Origin of the sequence: Megasphaera vaginalis (ex Bordigoni et al. 2020) (genome assembly GCF_900240295.1) — a bacterium.
Taxonomy (GTDB): domain Bacteria; phylum Bacillota; class Negativicutes; order Veillonellales; family Megasphaeraceae; genus Megasphaera; species Megasphaera vaginalis.
On the sequence record NZ_OEQB01000001.1, the window covers coordinates 279,871 to 296,121 of the forward strand.

At 51.9% G+C, this 16,251-nt stretch carries 11 protein-coding genes; 1 reads left to right on the forward strand and 10 read right to left on the reverse strand.

Going from position 1 to position 16,251, the window contains the following annotated elements; genetic code table 11:
• Positions 1-35: 35 nt before the first annotated feature.
• From csy2 to pgeF, 7 genes are all read right to left on the reverse strand, one after another.
• The gene (csy2, locus tag C0977_RS01315) at positions 36-935 is read right to left on the reverse strand and encodes a type I-F CRISPR-associated protein Csy2 (RefSeq protein WP_101912143.1); all 900 of its coding nucleotides are present in this window, start codon (positions 933-935) and stop codon (positions 36-38) included.
• Positions 936-955: 20 nt separating this feature from the next.
• Entirely contained in the window at positions 956-2,113 is a 1,158-nt protein-coding gene (locus C0977_RS01320) for a type I-F CRISPR-associated protein Csy1 (protein ID WP_101912144.1), read from the reverse strand.
• 42 nt (positions 2,114-2,155) lie between these two features.
• Positions 2,156-5,467: a type I-F CRISPR-associated helicase Cas3f gene (cas3f, locus tag C0977_RS01325; protein ID WP_101912145.1), complete on the reverse strand. Its 3,312-nt coding sequence runs from the start codon at positions 5,465-5,467 to the stop codon at positions 2,156-2,158.
• Positions 5,464-6,441, reverse strand: a complete 978-nt coding sequence (gene cas1f / locus C0977_RS01330) for a type I-F CRISPR-associated endonuclease Cas1f (protein WP_101912146.1) — start codon at positions 6,439-6,441, stop codon at positions 5,464-5,466. The genes cas3f and cas1f overlap by 4 nt, the downstream gene beginning before the upstream one ends.
• A gap of 349 nt (positions 6,442-6,790) precedes the next feature.
• Positions 6,791-9,226 (reverse strand): homocysteine S-methyltransferase family protein, encoded by a 2,436-nt coding sequence (locus tag C0977_RS01335; protein ID WP_101912147.1) that lies wholly within the window; start codon positions 9,224-9,226, stop codon positions 6,791-6,793.
• 43 nt (positions 9,227-9,269) lie between these two features.
• Complete coding sequence (locus tag C0977_RS01340; RefSeq protein WP_101912148.1) at positions 9,270-11,381, reverse strand: ASKHA domain-containing protein; 2,112 nt, start codon at positions 11,379-11,381, stop codon at positions 9,270-9,272.
• Positions 11,378-12,211 carry a peptidoglycan editing factor PgeF gene (gene pgeF / locus C0977_RS01345; protein ID WP_101912149.1) on the reverse strand — a complete coding sequence of 278 codons (834 nt, stop codon included), beginning with the start codon at positions 12,209-12,211 and terminating at the stop codon, positions 11,378-11,380. Before pgeF ends, C0977_RS01340 begins: the two co-directional genes overlap by 4 nt.
• Positions 12,212-12,443: 232 nt before the next feature.
• Between pgeF and C0977_RS01350 the strand changes: the two genes are divergently transcribed.
• Positions 12,444-12,839: a thioesterase family protein gene (locus tag C0977_RS01350; RefSeq protein WP_023053086.1), complete on the forward strand. Its 396-nt coding sequence runs from the start codon at positions 12,444-12,446 to the stop codon at positions 12,837-12,839.
• A gap of 69 nt (positions 12,840-12,908) precedes the next feature.
• Here C0977_RS01350 and fumC read toward each other — a convergent pair whose 3' ends face one another.
• From fumC to C0977_RS01365, 3 genes are all read right to left on the reverse strand, one after another.
• On the reverse strand, positions 12,909-14,294 hold the full coding sequence (gene fumC / locus C0977_RS01355) for a class II fumarate hydratase (protein WP_101912150.1): 1,386 nt from the start codon (positions 14,292-14,294) through the stop codon (positions 12,909-12,911).
• Positions 14,295-14,362: 68 nt separating this feature from the next.
• Entirely contained in the window at positions 14,363-15,637 is a 1,275-nt protein-coding gene (gene purD / locus C0977_RS01360) for a phosphoribosylamine--glycine ligase (RefSeq protein ID WP_101912151.1), read from the reverse strand.
• Positions 15,637-16,242: an MGS-like domain protein gene (locus C0977_RS01365; protein WP_023053090.1), complete on the reverse strand. Its 606-nt coding sequence runs from the start codon at positions 16,240-16,242 to the stop codon at positions 15,637-15,639. The genes purD and C0977_RS01365 overlap by 1 nt, the downstream gene beginning before the upstream one ends.
• Positions 16,243-16,251: the final 9 nt, after the last annotated feature.

Here is a 16,251-nt window from a genome sequence, read left to right on the forward strand (position 1 = left end):
GCCATACCAATTTCTCCTCTCCAGCAGCACCTTATTCAACTGCACTCACATAAATACAAGCCGTTTTCCCGGTCATACCGATATTGCCACATCATGGCTTCAACAGAATCAAACCGGTACAGCATAATAAACTCACCTAAAGTAACGATCGGCTCAACAAAATGATGCTCATATCTCTCATCTCGCTGATAAGCGGCCTTAATTGCCCCCGTGATATCGTTAAAGCCGACAGCCAGCGGAACAATCCACCCTTCACTTCCGTCCCGCCGGCCTATCCATTGCTTGATCTTGCCGTCCTTGTCCGGGTCCGCGCTATGGCGTACGCATAAACAGCTCAGCAGTTGATCCAGCGCGTCTCCATTTCCCTTAGCCGCTTCCATCAAGTCTTTGCGCTCGATTACCACATATCCGGGCATCAATTTTCGTCGAAGGGCACGTTGATCGCATTTATCATTTTCATCTATCACCTCGATCTGAATATGCATCTGTTCCACATTATTTTCAATATCACCGCCACAGATTTTAAGTCCCGGCAACTGCCGGTGAATGACCTCCAGAAGTTCATCTTCCGTATCAGGATCATATCCTTCAATCTCGATCAATAAGGTCACCGAAAGATGACACCGCGCTTCTTCTATAAACGGCGGTCGTTCGTAATTACCCGTCTTCTTGCTCTTTTTTAAAGGATTAGCCGTACCGATAACAGAGTTTTTATAATCATGCGGCCCTCTATATAGTTGAACATCACAGTTATGGCAAGACACGGCAACGCGAGGCAGCCGAATACGGGAAAAGCCATGACTGTGTAATTGTCTTTGCAAGGCGTGAACAGCACCTAGCCATCCCGTCATGGCAGGAAAGCCGATCGTGTACTGACTGCTCATGGCATTCGCATTATGAATTTTCAATCTTGATATAAGCAAATACTGCTTCATTGCACTGCCCTCCCATCGGATTACACCGTTTCACGGATTGCCGTATGTATACGGTGTTTCAATGCCTCAAATTCACCGTCGCCCAATTGAACCTTCTCCTTGCCCATGATGCGTTCGTATGATTTCATGATCCATCGGGCAAATGCCTTGTCGATCGATTCTTGCCATTCCTCTTCCTGCGCGCGTATGACGTCATACTTCTGATCCAGCCAAATTTTCTGATCTTTCGGCAAATAATTATTGTCCGCATCTGTCCATCCCGGTTCTACTTGTCGCAAGGCATACACATTCAGCACAACCTGATCGATGATGGTATCTTCAATATTACGCGCCCGGCAACGGCTGATTCTATTATTGACTTTACAGGTATACACATCATGCAGCTGCCGAAAGAAGATTTGAAAGTTTCTGATCCACAAGGTATCAAAAAAATCATACCGCGGTTTGGTAACCGTCCGAGCCCGCAAAACAGGCGGATTTGACGGCAAAAGGCAGGTTCTGCCGCCGGCGGCATTGTTCAAGAAGGAAATATTCTGCGGCTTCGTCCCGCCAAAGGAGACTTCTGTCAGATCATATACTTCTGCATAAGGCTGCCCGTATGATTCCGATTCTTTATCTCTGACCATCTTTTTTATATTTTCCATATCCCGCAGGCGCTTACGTAATTCCATCATCACACTGGACGGCGGCAGAACCGTCAACAGATGATACGAATCTTCTTTAAGCGGAAAATAGACTTGCCGCAACCGTTCATCACTCACATCGCATCCGTCCGGCTGTACGGCCTGCAGTATCAGTCTGCGGATTTCCTGATAATCTGCCTGTAAATTCTGCATTTCCATCTTGATAAAATCACTGTCGTCGAAAAAATTCTCATACACAGTCCGGCCATTCTCCAACGGCAGCAGCAGCAGTTTCGCGGCGCCGAGATAACTGGCCCCAGTCGAAATATCTACAGGGCATCTGACTGCAGATGTCAAAATATAAGGCGAATCCTGCACAGTGTTCGGTTTTACCAGCACCTTCACATCTGCACTCGGGTGAACAAATTTACCCACATGAGTGGCAAAGGTACACTTCGCCGCGTTCTTGGCCGTTTTTCTCAGCCACTCCTCTTTGGAAACAGCCCCTTTTTCCTTTGCCGCTTCCTGCTGAAGATAATCCATAAAAATGCTCATCTGTTAACCTCCAATTGCACTCATTTTACAGCTTCCTTCGCCCTATTTCCGATAAAGCCCGTATTGATCAGAATAGTAATAACCGTCGCCATTGCCCGCGTTATCGGGAAAACTCAGCAGTCCGTATTGCTGACACAGTTTTTCCAATTGCTTTTCTTCATCAACCGCATCAGATGCGGTCAGGGAAAGATTCGCCTGCAATGTTTGATAATAATCCCGCTGTAACCAAAACCTGTCACTGTTTACAGGTTCGCAAATTTCGATCTGGTACAGCTCGCCTCGAGGCACAAACAGCCCCGTCTTGTCATCTTTTTCTTGAAATGACAAATGCCCGTCACTATAGCAAAGACACACCTCTACTTGAAGTCTCCCGGCGCGAAAAGGATTAATCTGTTGCGGCATGCCGGTCATCCACCAGACCTCTTCCTGCCATCCGTGTATGTACGCCGGCCCGTTTTTCGATAAGTCTTTAAAATCCTCCATCACTTTATGCTCAAGAGCCGCTAACGAATATGCCGGATCTGCAGTCGGATCCTTCTGTATGCGCGGCGTCGCATCAATACCGCGTCGTAAGACGGCTTCATCAAGGAGATCGTTCATCGTATGACTTTTTAAACGATATGCCGCCGTTTCAAATCCCGGTCGATCAAAGGCCGGTCCCTTTCGGAGAATCCCCGCTTCCATTTTGAGGCCTTTCAAATTATAACCGAGAATAGCAATATTCTCGTGTTGTATATCCTGTTGCAGAAGACGATGCCGCAATATGCGCCCTATTAACTGAATGATGGCTCTGTAGGAAAAAGGTTCAATCACGGCCCAGTCGAAATCATGATCCCTGCCGACAGCTTCAATGGGTGTCGCCACCACCAGAAAGATCACATTTTCTTCTTTCGCATTATCGATGTGATGACGCAACACTTCATCTTCAATGTCTACCGTCGCCGCCAACGGCTTCTTTCGCTTCAGCACACGATCCAAATACCGTTCTTGCTCATGACGCAAAAGCAGTACTTGTTGGCTATGATATACCATGATCCGCGGCGCGATTTGCTCCGGCCATGCTGTCCGAACCAAATAATCTCCCAGCAATACGCAAGGGCGGATGTTGTTCATACCGATGACTCCGCAGGAAACGTGTTTACCCGTTTTCTTGTCTGTAAAGCTATTGCGGCGATGCAGATCAATAACGGTTTGTTTGATTTTTTCAAAATAAGCCTGCTCCAGTTCATCTTCAGACAGAAATTTTAACGGATCGCAGTCCACAATATATCCCTTGCGTTTTATCAGTTCTTTGCTCAAGCGTACCACGCGCTTATCAACGAAAGTTTGATGCATTTGTCGATAAAAATTCCCTGCCTTCGTTATATCCGCTACCGCAATCGATCTCGTCTGCGTCCGAAATTCATCACACCATGCACAGACAATATTCAGATCTTTGCCAAAAAAAGCAGCAAAACACTTTTGCCCCTCTTGATAGGCTGAAAATAATCCTTCGGCAAGATCTGGCGAAATCGTTGCTGAAGAGATCGTTACATGATGACCGAGCATGCCTGCAAGATGAACTACTCTGGCAATGGCAACCAAATCCTGCTTGCCGAAATCATCGATCTCGTCGATAACGATATCTGACGACATGAGCCGCAATAACGGCAGCATATACTTGCCGCCGTGAGTGGCTTCCGTCGCCGGCATGATATGGTCAATCGTCGATACCAGCACAGGAGAGTAAAGCAATCGTTTATTTTTTATTGCCGCCTTGTTTTTTTGCTGATCAAAAAAGATATCGAGAAACGGTTCTTTTTCCGGATATATGCCGTTCAAAACGCCGGCAAACGATTCCTCTTCGTCCAGATAGGATGTTTCTCCGTTATCCGATCGCTTCCGCTCTTCATCGTACAGCTTCCTCACCGCCGATGAGCCGATTAAAACCGCCATTTCATCCGCTGTCAGGCCGATTCGGTTGCGATATTCCTCGCCGGTCTGCAAGGTCAACGTACGAAGCCCTAAAAGCAGATTATAGCGAAGCGTTTTATGATCTGCCGAAATGGCCTGCATCAGCTTGGCATTGGCAAAAGTTTTTCCGCACCCGGTACTGGCCATATTGACAATAAAATACCCGGAAACAGATTTATTGCCGCATTTCAATTGCTTTTGACATTCGATCAGCTTTTGTACAGCCGTATCTTGCCAACGGAAAGGGGCAGGACTTCGCTTCCGCAGCGAACGGACATCTTTTACAGATGCCATGCCGCCGGAAAACACCGGCAAATAGTGGGCAATACGAGCGGCTTGCCCGGCTACCTTCACCAAATGTTCATCCAACCGTTGCTTCAGTTCCCCTTTATATGTGTTCGCATACAACTCGGTATTGCCCTGCCGGTCTTCTTCTCCTTTGCCGGATGAGATAAAATAATCGCTCAGCATCAGACTCAATCGTGAGTATAGCAATACTAACCGAAAATCCCCTTTCTTCATCAAGGCGATCAATGCGTCTTTTTCCTGCAATAACCGGGGGACCCATTTCCTCAGCGCCTTTCGCCATGCAGAAGATTCCAGCAACAGCCCCTTTGAAAAGGTAACGTTTGTGTGCGCAGCCCCATTATCATATCCCCAAGCGGCATCGATGCGCGACATCATATCCGAAAAAGAAGTCGATCGCAGGTCATAGTATTTCTTGCACTTATCTTTTTGTAAAACCGGCAGCCGATGATGAGACAAGATCAACCAACAAAGCATTGCCGCCAGAGGCGGTAAATTGCGAAGTTTATTCCTTAATCCTTCGTTCACAGCTTGCGCAAGCGCATCGGCAGAAAAATCTCCCAGAGACAGCCGCGTCAGCCAGGCCGTATCGTCATCGGCAGAGCCGGTCAATGCGACCAATCCGGAAATCAGCCGGCAAGATATCCACTCGTGCCGGTAAGGATCCTTGCTCAACGACTGACGGCGTAATTTATGCTGAAAATGATCGGCCGCCTTGCCCCAGTCATGGAGCAGCGCCGCAACAGCTGACAAGGCCTTTATTTCAGGCAGATGGAGCCAATCATTTTCCCACTCATCATGACGGATATTCTTTTGGGTATAATTCACCGGTACGACCCCCTCTTGATTAAAGCGGGAACGGTCTCCTACCATCCACACCAACTCGCTGCGGTTCCGTGACCGAATCCACCGGCAAGAAACGGACATACTTTTGGTCGCATGCTTTTGCAGGAGCGATTTCACCATTTGAAGTCCCTCAGCAGTAATAACCGTCTGCCAAGTCTCCTTCCCGATCCGATTGGCGAAGGCATCTAAAATCCGCGCCGTCGTCTTTATGGCTTTTTTATCGCTTTGACTGGTAAAAATAACCATCATTGGCAGACACCATCCCGACTCCAATACAGACTCCGTTCTTTTATGCGGGCATACATATATTCCAAGGCTTTATGTTCGGTAAATTTCTGTAAACACAATTCGCGGAATTCCCGATTCGTATATCCCTGATAGGCGGCAATAAACGCCCAAGGTAACCAAGGTAAAATCAAGCTGTCTTTGATCAAATCGGCCACATCAAATACCAACGCGCCCCGCCTGGTCTTGCCGTGCATTAATGCAAAGCCGTGCGGAATTCCCAGCACCCATAAGGCGGAAGCTGCCAATCCATAGGCCAAGTAATTGCCGTGATTCAAAAATATATTCGCCGTATCATTGGCTTCCGAATCGCGCACGAAAGACGCTAACTCCGTCTTCGCAGCCGCATATCGATAAAGCCGTTTGGAAAACAGCGCCTCTGCTGCCAGTAATTCTTTACCATTACGGCTGCCGGCAATACCTTTTTCGAAGCCCTGCAAGGCCTGCTCCATTTTTTCATCGTCCGCATAAAATCCGGCGTTGTTCAATTCTCTGTCTTTCTCCCATACGTGCTGCAAATACGCACAGCGGTCACGCTGCAAGCGCTGAGCCGCCTGCAGCCTACGCTCCTCATCAAACCAGAACGATAACCAGCCCTGCACGTATTGTGTCGGCCTGTACTCGCTCTGCGGATTCATCCAGACAATTTCAGTTCCGGCTATCAGCGGCGTGCCGCCACCGCCGCTGAAACCAACCAGGACACCGGCTGCAGACAGTAATCGCATCGCGGCTTGTGTAATTGATGTCCCTGTTCCCAATAAGATAACCGTTGTGTTGGCAATCGGGATATTCCAGTATTGTTGCCGCTTGTTTCCGTCTGTCAAATATACGACGCGGCCATCTTTCTGCATAACGCGGCACATTTCCAGATAATAGATATTGGCACGTTTAGAAAACATAATAGATTTCAATTCCGATGGCGTAAACGTTTGCTGCATAAAGCTCATCTCCAGTTAAGACAAGATATATACCGTTTTTCCCTTCATGTATTTCCATTATATCGTTTATCGAAAAAACTTTCCATCTAAATGCCGTCGTTATCCGCTGTTCATTGACGGGGCGAAAATGATTACCTTCCACTCCATAAAAACATCCCCTGACACCGGTTTCCATGCCTACCTGATGTCAGAGGATATAAAACACCTGTTAAACGCCTTACGTATCGTCATTCCCTTCGAAACGCCGTGGCCCTTTTCAAGCCCTCTGCCGGACACGACCGTTGACAAGGCAACCGATTTCATCCGGAATCAGTTGCCCCGGTTCAGCATAAACACTTTGCGCCGTTTTTCACTGGTCCAACATGGTCCCTACAAGCTTGACGCATTCGGCCGCGTCCTTTGAGTACCCGTCAGCACCGATCTCGACAGCGAATCCCGGCGTCACGGCAGCGCCGCCGATGATGATTTTCCCATTGTAACCGGATGCCGCCGCTTTGGCAATAACCGCCTTCATCTGCATCATCGTCGTCGTCATCAGTGCCGAAAGACCGACGACAGCCGCATGTTCCGCCATGGCTGTCGCAATGATCCGACTGGCGGGCACGTCTTTTCCCAAATCAATAACATGATACCCATAGTTGCGCAGCATAAGGGCAACAAGATTCTTGCCGATATCGTGAACGTCACCTTCGACGGTGGCAATGACGATCGTCGCTTTCTCTTCCGCAACATTTCCCTGCAGCAGCGGCTCCAGAAAATGAATGGCTTTTTCCATCGTATTGGCGCCGGCAATCAGTTGCGGTAAAAAATACACTTGCTGATCAAAAAGTTCGCCTACGCGGTTAATTGCAGGAATAAGAAATTTATTAATAATGGTTTCCGCCGATTTTCCCTTATCCAATTCCGCTTTTGTCAATGAAATGATCGTTCCTTTTTCCCCTTTGAGAACAGCTTCAAAAACGGGATTATCCTCTTCTCTGTCCGTTTCCGCCCGAACAGCGGTGCCGCCGTTTTTTTCCGCCGTCTGCAACGATACGGTCCGGCTGCCGTACGGTTCCATTCGTTGGATATATGCCAAGTCGCTGCCTTCATGATTCATCAGCAAATTAGCAGCGGCAGCGGCCTGAAGCAGCAGTTCCTGTGACGGATTGGCGATAGCCAGCGTCAGGCCGCCGGCAGCGGCCATGGTCAGAAACGCAGCATTGATGAAAAGCCGCTGCGGCAACCCGAACGAAATATTGGAAAGCCCGCAGATTGTCGCCAATCCGAGCGAATTACGGCAATACGCGAAGGTATCAAGGCAATCCAGCGCAGCTCGCGGCGCGGCGCCGACAGTAGCGGCAAGACCGTCGACGACGATGTCTTCACGAGCCAGACCGGCGGCTTCGGCGGCAGACGTCAACGCCCGGATAATCCGATGCTTCTCATCCTGCGTCGCAGGAATTCCGTCGTCGGAAAGGGGCAGCAAAATGAACATGGCTCCATATTTTCTGATAACCGGCAGCAGTTTTTCATATTTCGCCGTTTCATAAGAAACGGAGTTGAGCAGCGCCCTGCCGGGATAGTGGCGCAGCGCCGCCGCCAAAACATCGGGATAACTGGAATCAATGCAGAGCGGCAAGTTCGTTACGCCCGTTATTTCATCAATCGCCTGCAGCATTGTCGCTTTTTCATCGATACCGTTCATCCCCACATTGACATCAAGAACGGCTGCTCCTTTTTCTTCCTGTTCCCGCGCCATGGCCCGCACCAAGTCGAAGGTACCGGCACGCAATTCTTCTTGCAACTTCTTTTTCCCTGTCGGATTGATCCGCTCGCCGACGATCTGTAAGGGCCCGTCGAGACGAATATCCAAAACGGAGCGCTCTGAAGAAATGACGCGCCGTTTCTCTTTTTTTACGGGAAGCGGCTCCATGGTCCCGACAGATTCCGCCAAGACGCGAATGTGCTCCGGCGTCGTGCCGCAGCAGCCGCCGACAATTCGGGCGCCGGCGGCGACCAGCCGGCAGCAGGCGGCGCCGAAATCACCGGGAGTCATCGTATAAACGGTCGCGCCGTCCGCCAATGCGGGAAGTCCGGCATTGGGCTTGGCAATGATGGGAACCGTCGCATAAGCATACATTTCCTCTACAATCGGAAGCATGCCGTCCGGACCTGTCGAGCAGTTCAGACCGACAGCATCGACGCCCAGGGACTGAAGCGTCACGACGGCTGCGGCAGGCGGCGTGCCGAAGAGGGTTCTGCCGTCATTTTCAAAAGTCAGCGTCGCCATAACCGGCAAATCACAACTCTCTTTTACAGCCAAAACGGCTGCCCTCGTCTCTTGGAGACTCATCATCGTTTCAATGACAAAAAGGTCGGCGCCGCCGTCTGCCAGTGCGACTACCTGCTCTTTATACACATCGACGAGCTCTTCAAAATGAAGCTCCCCCAACGGCCGAAGCTGCCGGCCGGTCATCGTCATATCGCCGGCTACAAACGCTTTACCGGCAGCCGCTTCTTTAGAAAGCGCGACCAGATCACGATTCATTTCCGCCAATCTGTCGGCCAGGCCGTATTCGCCCAACTTGATCCGATTCCCGGTAAAGGTCGGCGCATAAAGAATCTGCGTTCCGGCGGCGACGAACTGCCGCTGCAAGTCGATCATGGCTGTACGGTTCTCCAGAATCCAGGCTTCCGGGCAAACCCCGACGGGCAATCCCGCTTGCTGTAAGTTCGTTCCCGTCGCCCCGTCAAGCATAACGATACCGTCTGCGATCAACTGTTGAAACTCGTCTCTTGTCATCCCTACCTACTCCTATCTGCGGGCCCCTACACCCCTGACTTCGTTAAAAATCCATATAGTTTATGTACAACTGCCGGAAAGCGGCATCACCTGCCAGCGCGACTTCCTTTGCTGATGCGATGATCTTGCGGAGCCTTTCTTCGCCGTCTCTCTCCGTCAGCAAAGCGACGGCGCCGGCTAATGAAGTATTACCGACATTGACGGTTCTGGCCGCCAATTCCCGGGGCAACAAGCCAACGGCCGCCGCTTTTTCGGCCTTCAGGAAATAGCCGAAACCGCCTGCCAGATACAATGTGCCGACATCACCGTAAGTTAAGCCGCAGTGCTGCAAAAGCGCTTCCAATCCGGCGCGAACGGCTCCTTTGGCCAGTTGGACCTGCCGTATATCCTGCTGTGTCAGCGTCAATACCGTCCCGTTTTGTTTGCGCGCTATCGGAAAACCGCCGGAAAAATACGGGGCTGCCAATTTTCCGGATCGATCAACGAACCCCGCCTGCAGCAACGCCGCCAACGCTTCAATCACTCCGGTACCGCAAAGACCGGCGGCAGGCGCGCAATCAATGGTCCTGACCGCCGCTTTCCCGTCGATGATTTCCATCGCTGCAACGGCTCCGGGCACACTCCCCGTCCCGCAGCTCAGCTGGCCGCCTTCCAAGGCCGGTCCCGCCGCCACAGAGGCGACGTAAAGCATCCCCTCTTTAGCTACCGCCATCTCTCCGTTCGTCCCCAAATCAAGAAAAACGGCGTTTTTTCCGTCGCTGTCCAAGCGGCAGGCATAAAGGCCGGCAACAACGTCGGCACCGACGTACGTGCTAATACCCGGAACGATGCGGATACGGCACGCCGCCGGCCCGGCGTAATCGGGAAATATCCGCCGCCACGGCAATACGTCCCCGCCTAAAGAAACAGGCGTAAACGGCCACCGGCCCAAGCCGCTGCAATCGAGGCCAAGAAGCAGATGCGTCATCGTCGTATTACTGGCGACAACAATTTCGCCGCAGTCGGCAAAAGTGCCTTCGTAGCGCTGCCAAAGCCGTTGCAAAGCGCCATAGATATCACGGCAGACGAGCCGGCGCAAGGCTGCCGCATGACCTGCGGCAGCCGCCTGAATGCGGCTGATGACATCGGCGCCGTAAACACGCTGACTGTTAACGGCTGTTACCGTATCGACGACCTTTCTCGCCGTTAAATCGACTAAGGACACGGCAATCGTCGTTGTCCCCACATCGACGGCGGCACCGAAGCGATGCCCGGCAGCCGCTTTTTTCAACGGCTCCGTCAACGTACCGACAGCGCGAAATGAAGTCTCCTCACCTTGCGATACACAAACGGTAACGGGCTCCTGCGGCACGGCCTTGCAGGCCAGCCGCCACCCCCGGTCAAGTTCTTCAGCCGACAACGTTGCCAAATCATCGTAGGTCACATCGAGATGACCGTTGTACAGACGTACACGGCACTTACCGCAGCTGCCGTTACCGCCGCAAGCGGCTCCAAGAGACACGCCGTTACGGCGCAGAAACGTCAGAACGGATTCGCCCGGCGGGCAGGTATATACTCTCCCGGCGGCAGCCGACCGACGCAATGTACAGGTATCATTGCCGCATTGCCGACACGGATTGATTTCCGCACCTGCATCCGCATCTGTATGGGCCGTTAAATCAAAAAGAAAGCACATGGTCTTACTGGGCAGTACCATGCCTGCAGCGGTCATGGATACGCCAATGCGCCGCCGGGCTTCCGTCATCTCCAGGATACGCCGCACAGACTCCGGTTCGAGGCCGTTTCCGACTTCACGACGCCCGGCAACGCCTCTGCCTTTTTCCCGGCAAAGATCGCCTATCGTCTTTCTGATCTGTTCTTCAAAAGCGAACAGGCAACTATCGGCTATGGCATTGATCCAAAGCGCCTCGTCCTCCTCGTGCCGTGCAAACAACCGTGTCACATAATCGGAAATGACAGCGCCCAACGTCATGACAACATATAGGGAACATTCTTCGAAAGCCAATATGGCCCTCGGCCGGATCAACATTCGCACCTGCCGTTGATATTGCTCATAGCGAGCCGATTTATCCTCGACTCCCAGCAAGCGAAGAACGGTATCGGTGTCGGGAACGATCCGGCTGCCCGTAAGCGCGCGAATATCTGCCATCGTCATTCACGCCGATCTTTCCGGCATCGCAATTCCATCACCGCCATATGCCGACCGGTTTTCCCCTGAGACTTCCGGTACGAATAAAACAGATCATCCCGTTCATATGTACAAAGACCGCAATCGTCCAAATGTTCCGGCAGAATTCCCGCGTCCAAGAGCAAAAGACGATGTGCGCCCGGCAAGTCAAAAAGATATTTCCCCCCGCCTTTATCCTTTGCCAGGGACAACGTCCGTTCCGCGCCGAAGCATGCAGTAAACCCGTCGATAACGTCCCGTCCCACCTCGAATGACCTCTGGCGGATCGTCGGACCGATAGCGGCCAAAATATCGGCGGGAGAAGAACCGTAATCGCGACACATCGCTTCTACCGTGCAACCTGCAATATTTGCCGCCGCGCCGCGCCAGCCTCCATGACTCAGCGCAATGACGTGCCGCTTCGGATCATAAAACAAAAGCGGCGTACAATCGGCAAAATTCATTGTCAGCGGCACGCCGGGCCTGTCAGTAATCAACCCGTCACACGCCGCTACGGCCGTATTTCTGTCAACGGCGCCGCGGCCGCAGTCCGCTTCGGAAACGGCAACGATATTGGTTCCGTGGACCTGGCTGCAACTGATGATTGCCGCCGGATCAACGCCGACAGCCGTTAAAAAACGCCGTCTGTTCTCAACGATGCGCCACGGCTCGTCGCCAGTGGAAAAACTCATATTCAACGTTGAAAAGTCACCTTCGCTGACGCCGCCGCAACGCGTCGAAACGGCGGCGACCAAGTCGGCAACGGACGAAAATATGGAAAAGGCCGTAAAAGAAATGCCGTTTTTTTCATCAATCATGGTCAAACTCCTCCTCACTCACCAATACGCTTCCGCCATATATGCAAAGCGATTGCCACTAGTATAGCATACTTTCCCTCATGTCCATAGAAAAAAACCGGTTCCGCACCTTTGCCGCCGCCTCGGTTAATCAGGAAAATCACTCAGTCGGTCGCCTCTCCCTCTGGCATCAAGCATACGAATATGGTATAGTTAAAACAGAACGTAAATTATTCATCCCAGGAGGCCTATTATGGAGTTTACCCTTAAACCGCAATCAACGGCGGAAGTTTCAGAAATCGTTACGGAAGACAATACTGCCATCAAATTTGCCAGCGGCACGGCGCCAGTATATGCTACGCCGGCCTTAGTCGGCTTAATGGAAAACGCGGCAGTTCACGCCGTCGGCAGCCAATTGCCGGAAGGATACGGTACCGTCGGCATCTCGATGAACGTCAAGCATTTATCGGCAACACCGATCGGACTGACGGTCACGGCCAAGGCCACGCTGACCGCACAGGATCGCCGTAAACTGACGTTTAAAGTCGAAGCCTTTGATACCGCCGGCGCTGTCGGCGAAGCCGTTCACGAACGATTTATCATCGAATCGGCGCCTTTTCTCGCCAAGGCGGAAGGCAAAAAAAAATAAATGAAAAAGAGATGTGAAAATAGTTCACATCTCTTTTTTTATATTTAACTGTGCAGCGACGCACAGCGATTACCGAATGCCGGCCAATCTGGCCGGATTCATCGCCACATCAAACGCATCGCCGCTAATCCAGCCGCTGGCCAACGCCGCTTCTCGAAGCGTCAGTCCTTCTTTGGCCGCCGTCTTCGCTATCCGGCAAGCTTTATCATAGCCTACGAGCGGCACCAGACCGGTTACGAGGATCAGGGAACGGTGAAGATTTTCATCGATCTTGTCATAGTTCGGTTTCATGCCGGCAATGCAATGAACACGGAAAGAATCCATAACATCTGTCAGAAGGCGAATCGATTGTACCAGATTATAAGCGATAACAGGCATGAAAACATTCAGCTCAAAATTTCCCTGACTGGCCGCTACGCCGACGGTAACATCATTACCCATGATTTGGACGGCAACCATCGTCACGGCTTCGCATTGCGTAGGATTGACCTTCGACGGCATAATAGAGCTGCCCGGTTCATTCTCAGGAATGACCAGTTCGCCGATACCGCAGCGCGGTCCAGACGCCAGCCAGCGGACATCATTGGCAATCTTCATTAAATCGCAGGCCAACGCTTTAAGCATGCCGTGAACGACAACCAGTTCGTCTTTACTGGTAAGGGACTGAAATTTATTCGGCGCCGTGCGGAATTTTTCGCCTGTAAGACGGCTCAACGTTTCGGCGAAAGCCACATCGTAACCTGCCGGACAATTGATGCCTGTGCCGACAGCTGTTCCGCCCATGGCCAAATCGCGAAGAAAATCACTGCCGGCGGTGAGCATTTCCCGATTCCGCTCCAACATGCGCGCCCAACCGCTGATTTCCTGTCCCAGCGTCAGCGGCGTCGCGTCCTGCAAATGTGTTCTGCCGATCTTCACGACGGCGGCGTAGGCCTCCGCCTTGCGGCTCAGTTCTCCATAGAGGGCCTCCAACGCGGGAAACAATTTTTGCCTGAGCAACAACAGACCGGCCCCATGAAGGGATGTGGGAAACACGTCATTCGAACTCTGTGAACGGTTGACGTGATCGTTGGGATGAACGGTCACGTCCTTTCCCTGTTCGCCGAGCAGTTCCATCGCCCGGTGTGCGATCACTTCATTCACGTTCATATTGAATTGCGTGCCGCTGCCTGTCATCCAGACGGCTAGCGGAAAGTTTCCCGCCAATTTTCCTGCCAGTATTTCATCGCAGACGGCTGCAATCGCATCGGCTCTGTCGGCGTCAAGTACGCCGAGGTCTTTGTTTACCAAAGCCGCCGCTTTTTTGATATAAGCAAAGACGGTAAGCAATTCGGACGGAATCTTTTCCGTACCGATGCGAAAATTTTCCAGACTCCGCTGCGTCTGCGCCCCCCAAAGCTTATCCGCAGGAACGCTGATTTCTCCCATTGAATCTCTTTCGATACGATAGTCCATGCCGTTTCCTCCCATACAAAAGCTGCATGCCTCGCCCTCCCGGCAGCAAGAGACATGCAGCACAATCATTACCGTAAATGACGCAATCCTTTGGCGCCGATATCATGACGTACCTGTTGACCGTCAAAAGAAATTTCGGCAACAGCGGCGTATGCCTTATCAATCGCGGCCTGCAATGAAGGGCCTTCGGCCGTCACGCCGAGCACGCGTCCGCCATTTGTAACGTAGGAATCGTCCCTTTTCTGCGTGCCCGAATGAAAAACGACGGCACCGGCGGCAGCCGCCGCTTCAAGGCCATTGATCCGATCGCCTTTATGTGACGAAGCCGGATAGCCCTGAGACGCCATAATGACACAACAGGCAGCTCCCGCTTTCCAGTTGACCATCTCCGGCTGAAGCGTACCTTGCGTACAGGCATACATGATCTCCGCCAGATCTCCGTCAAGAAGCATCAAGACGGCCTGCGTTTCGGGATCTCCGAAACGACAATTAAATTCCACGACTTTAGGCCCGTCTTCGGTAATCATCAATCCGGCATAAAGACAGCCCTGATATGTAATCCCTTCAGTCGCCAAAGCGGCAACTGTCGGAACGAGAATCGTATCCATAACCGTCTGCCGCAGCGCTTCCGTCAGGACAGGCGCCGGCGCATAAGCGCCCATGCCGCCGGTATTGGGGCCTTCATCGTGATCAAAAATACGCTTATGATCTTGGGCGGAAATCATGGGCACAATCGTTTTGCCGTCAACGAAAGCCAGTAGACTGACCTCTTCTCCGGTCATACATTCTTCAACAACGACACGCCCGCCCGATTCGCCGAAGATTTTATCTCCCATCATCGATTTAACGGCGGCAACCGCCTCTTCCACAGTCTGTGCGACGACGACCCCTTTGCCGGCTGCCAGTCCGTCCGCCTTGACAACGACAGGCGCACTGCCGTTCCGGATAAAGTCGACGGCAGCCTTTTCGTCGGTAAAGGTCTCGTACGCCGCCGTGGGAATATGATATTTTTTCATCAGACTTTTGGCAAAAACTTTAGAACCTTCCAGCTGCGCCGCCGCCTGGTTCGGCCCGAAAACAGCCAACCCTCTCGCCCGGCATCGATCGGCCAATCCTTCCGTAAGCGGTACTTCCGGCCCGACGACGACAAGATCGACGCCTTCTTTTTCACAATATGCGGCAATGCCGTCCAGATCGGCTAGCGGAACAGCAACGCATTCGGCAAATTCAGCCATTGCCGCACTGCCGGGAATAGCATAAAGCTTTTCGATCTGCCGGCTTTGCGCTAATTTCCACGCCAAGGCATGTTCGCGGCCACCGCCGCCAATAACTGCCGCCTTCATCACGCTTTCGCTCCCTTCGTCACTTCTTCTCTCAGATATGCGGAAATGGCCGAATCGTATTGCGCCGTATGCGTAAAGGCTTCACAGGCCAGCTCCAGCCGGTAAGCATCACTGAACTCACCGTCTTTTTCCAAGATGGAAATGATTTGGTCATATTTGGCCGGATTCGTAACGACGGCGACATACTTGTTGTTTTTTGCCGATGCGCGAACCATGCAGGGCCCGCCGATATCAATGTTTTCGATAGCTTCCGCAAGTGTTACGTCCGCTTTGGCAATCGTCTGTTCAAAAGGATACAGGTTGACGACAACAAGATCGATTCCCGTAATATCATGCTCTTTCATCGCCTGAACGTGCTCCGGATTGTCACGGATTGCCAAGATCGCACCATGAATCTTCGGATGCAAAGTCTTGACGCGGCCGTTCATCATTTCCGGAAAACCGGTGACATCCTGCACGGCCATGACCGGTACGCCGGCGTCCTGCAGCGCTCTCATCGTCCCGCCGGTAGAGATTATTTCAATCCCGAGCCCGGTCAGCGCTTGTCCCAGTTTTACAATGCCCGTTTTATCAGAAACACTGAGTAATGCACGTTTTACTTTCATTGCCGACTA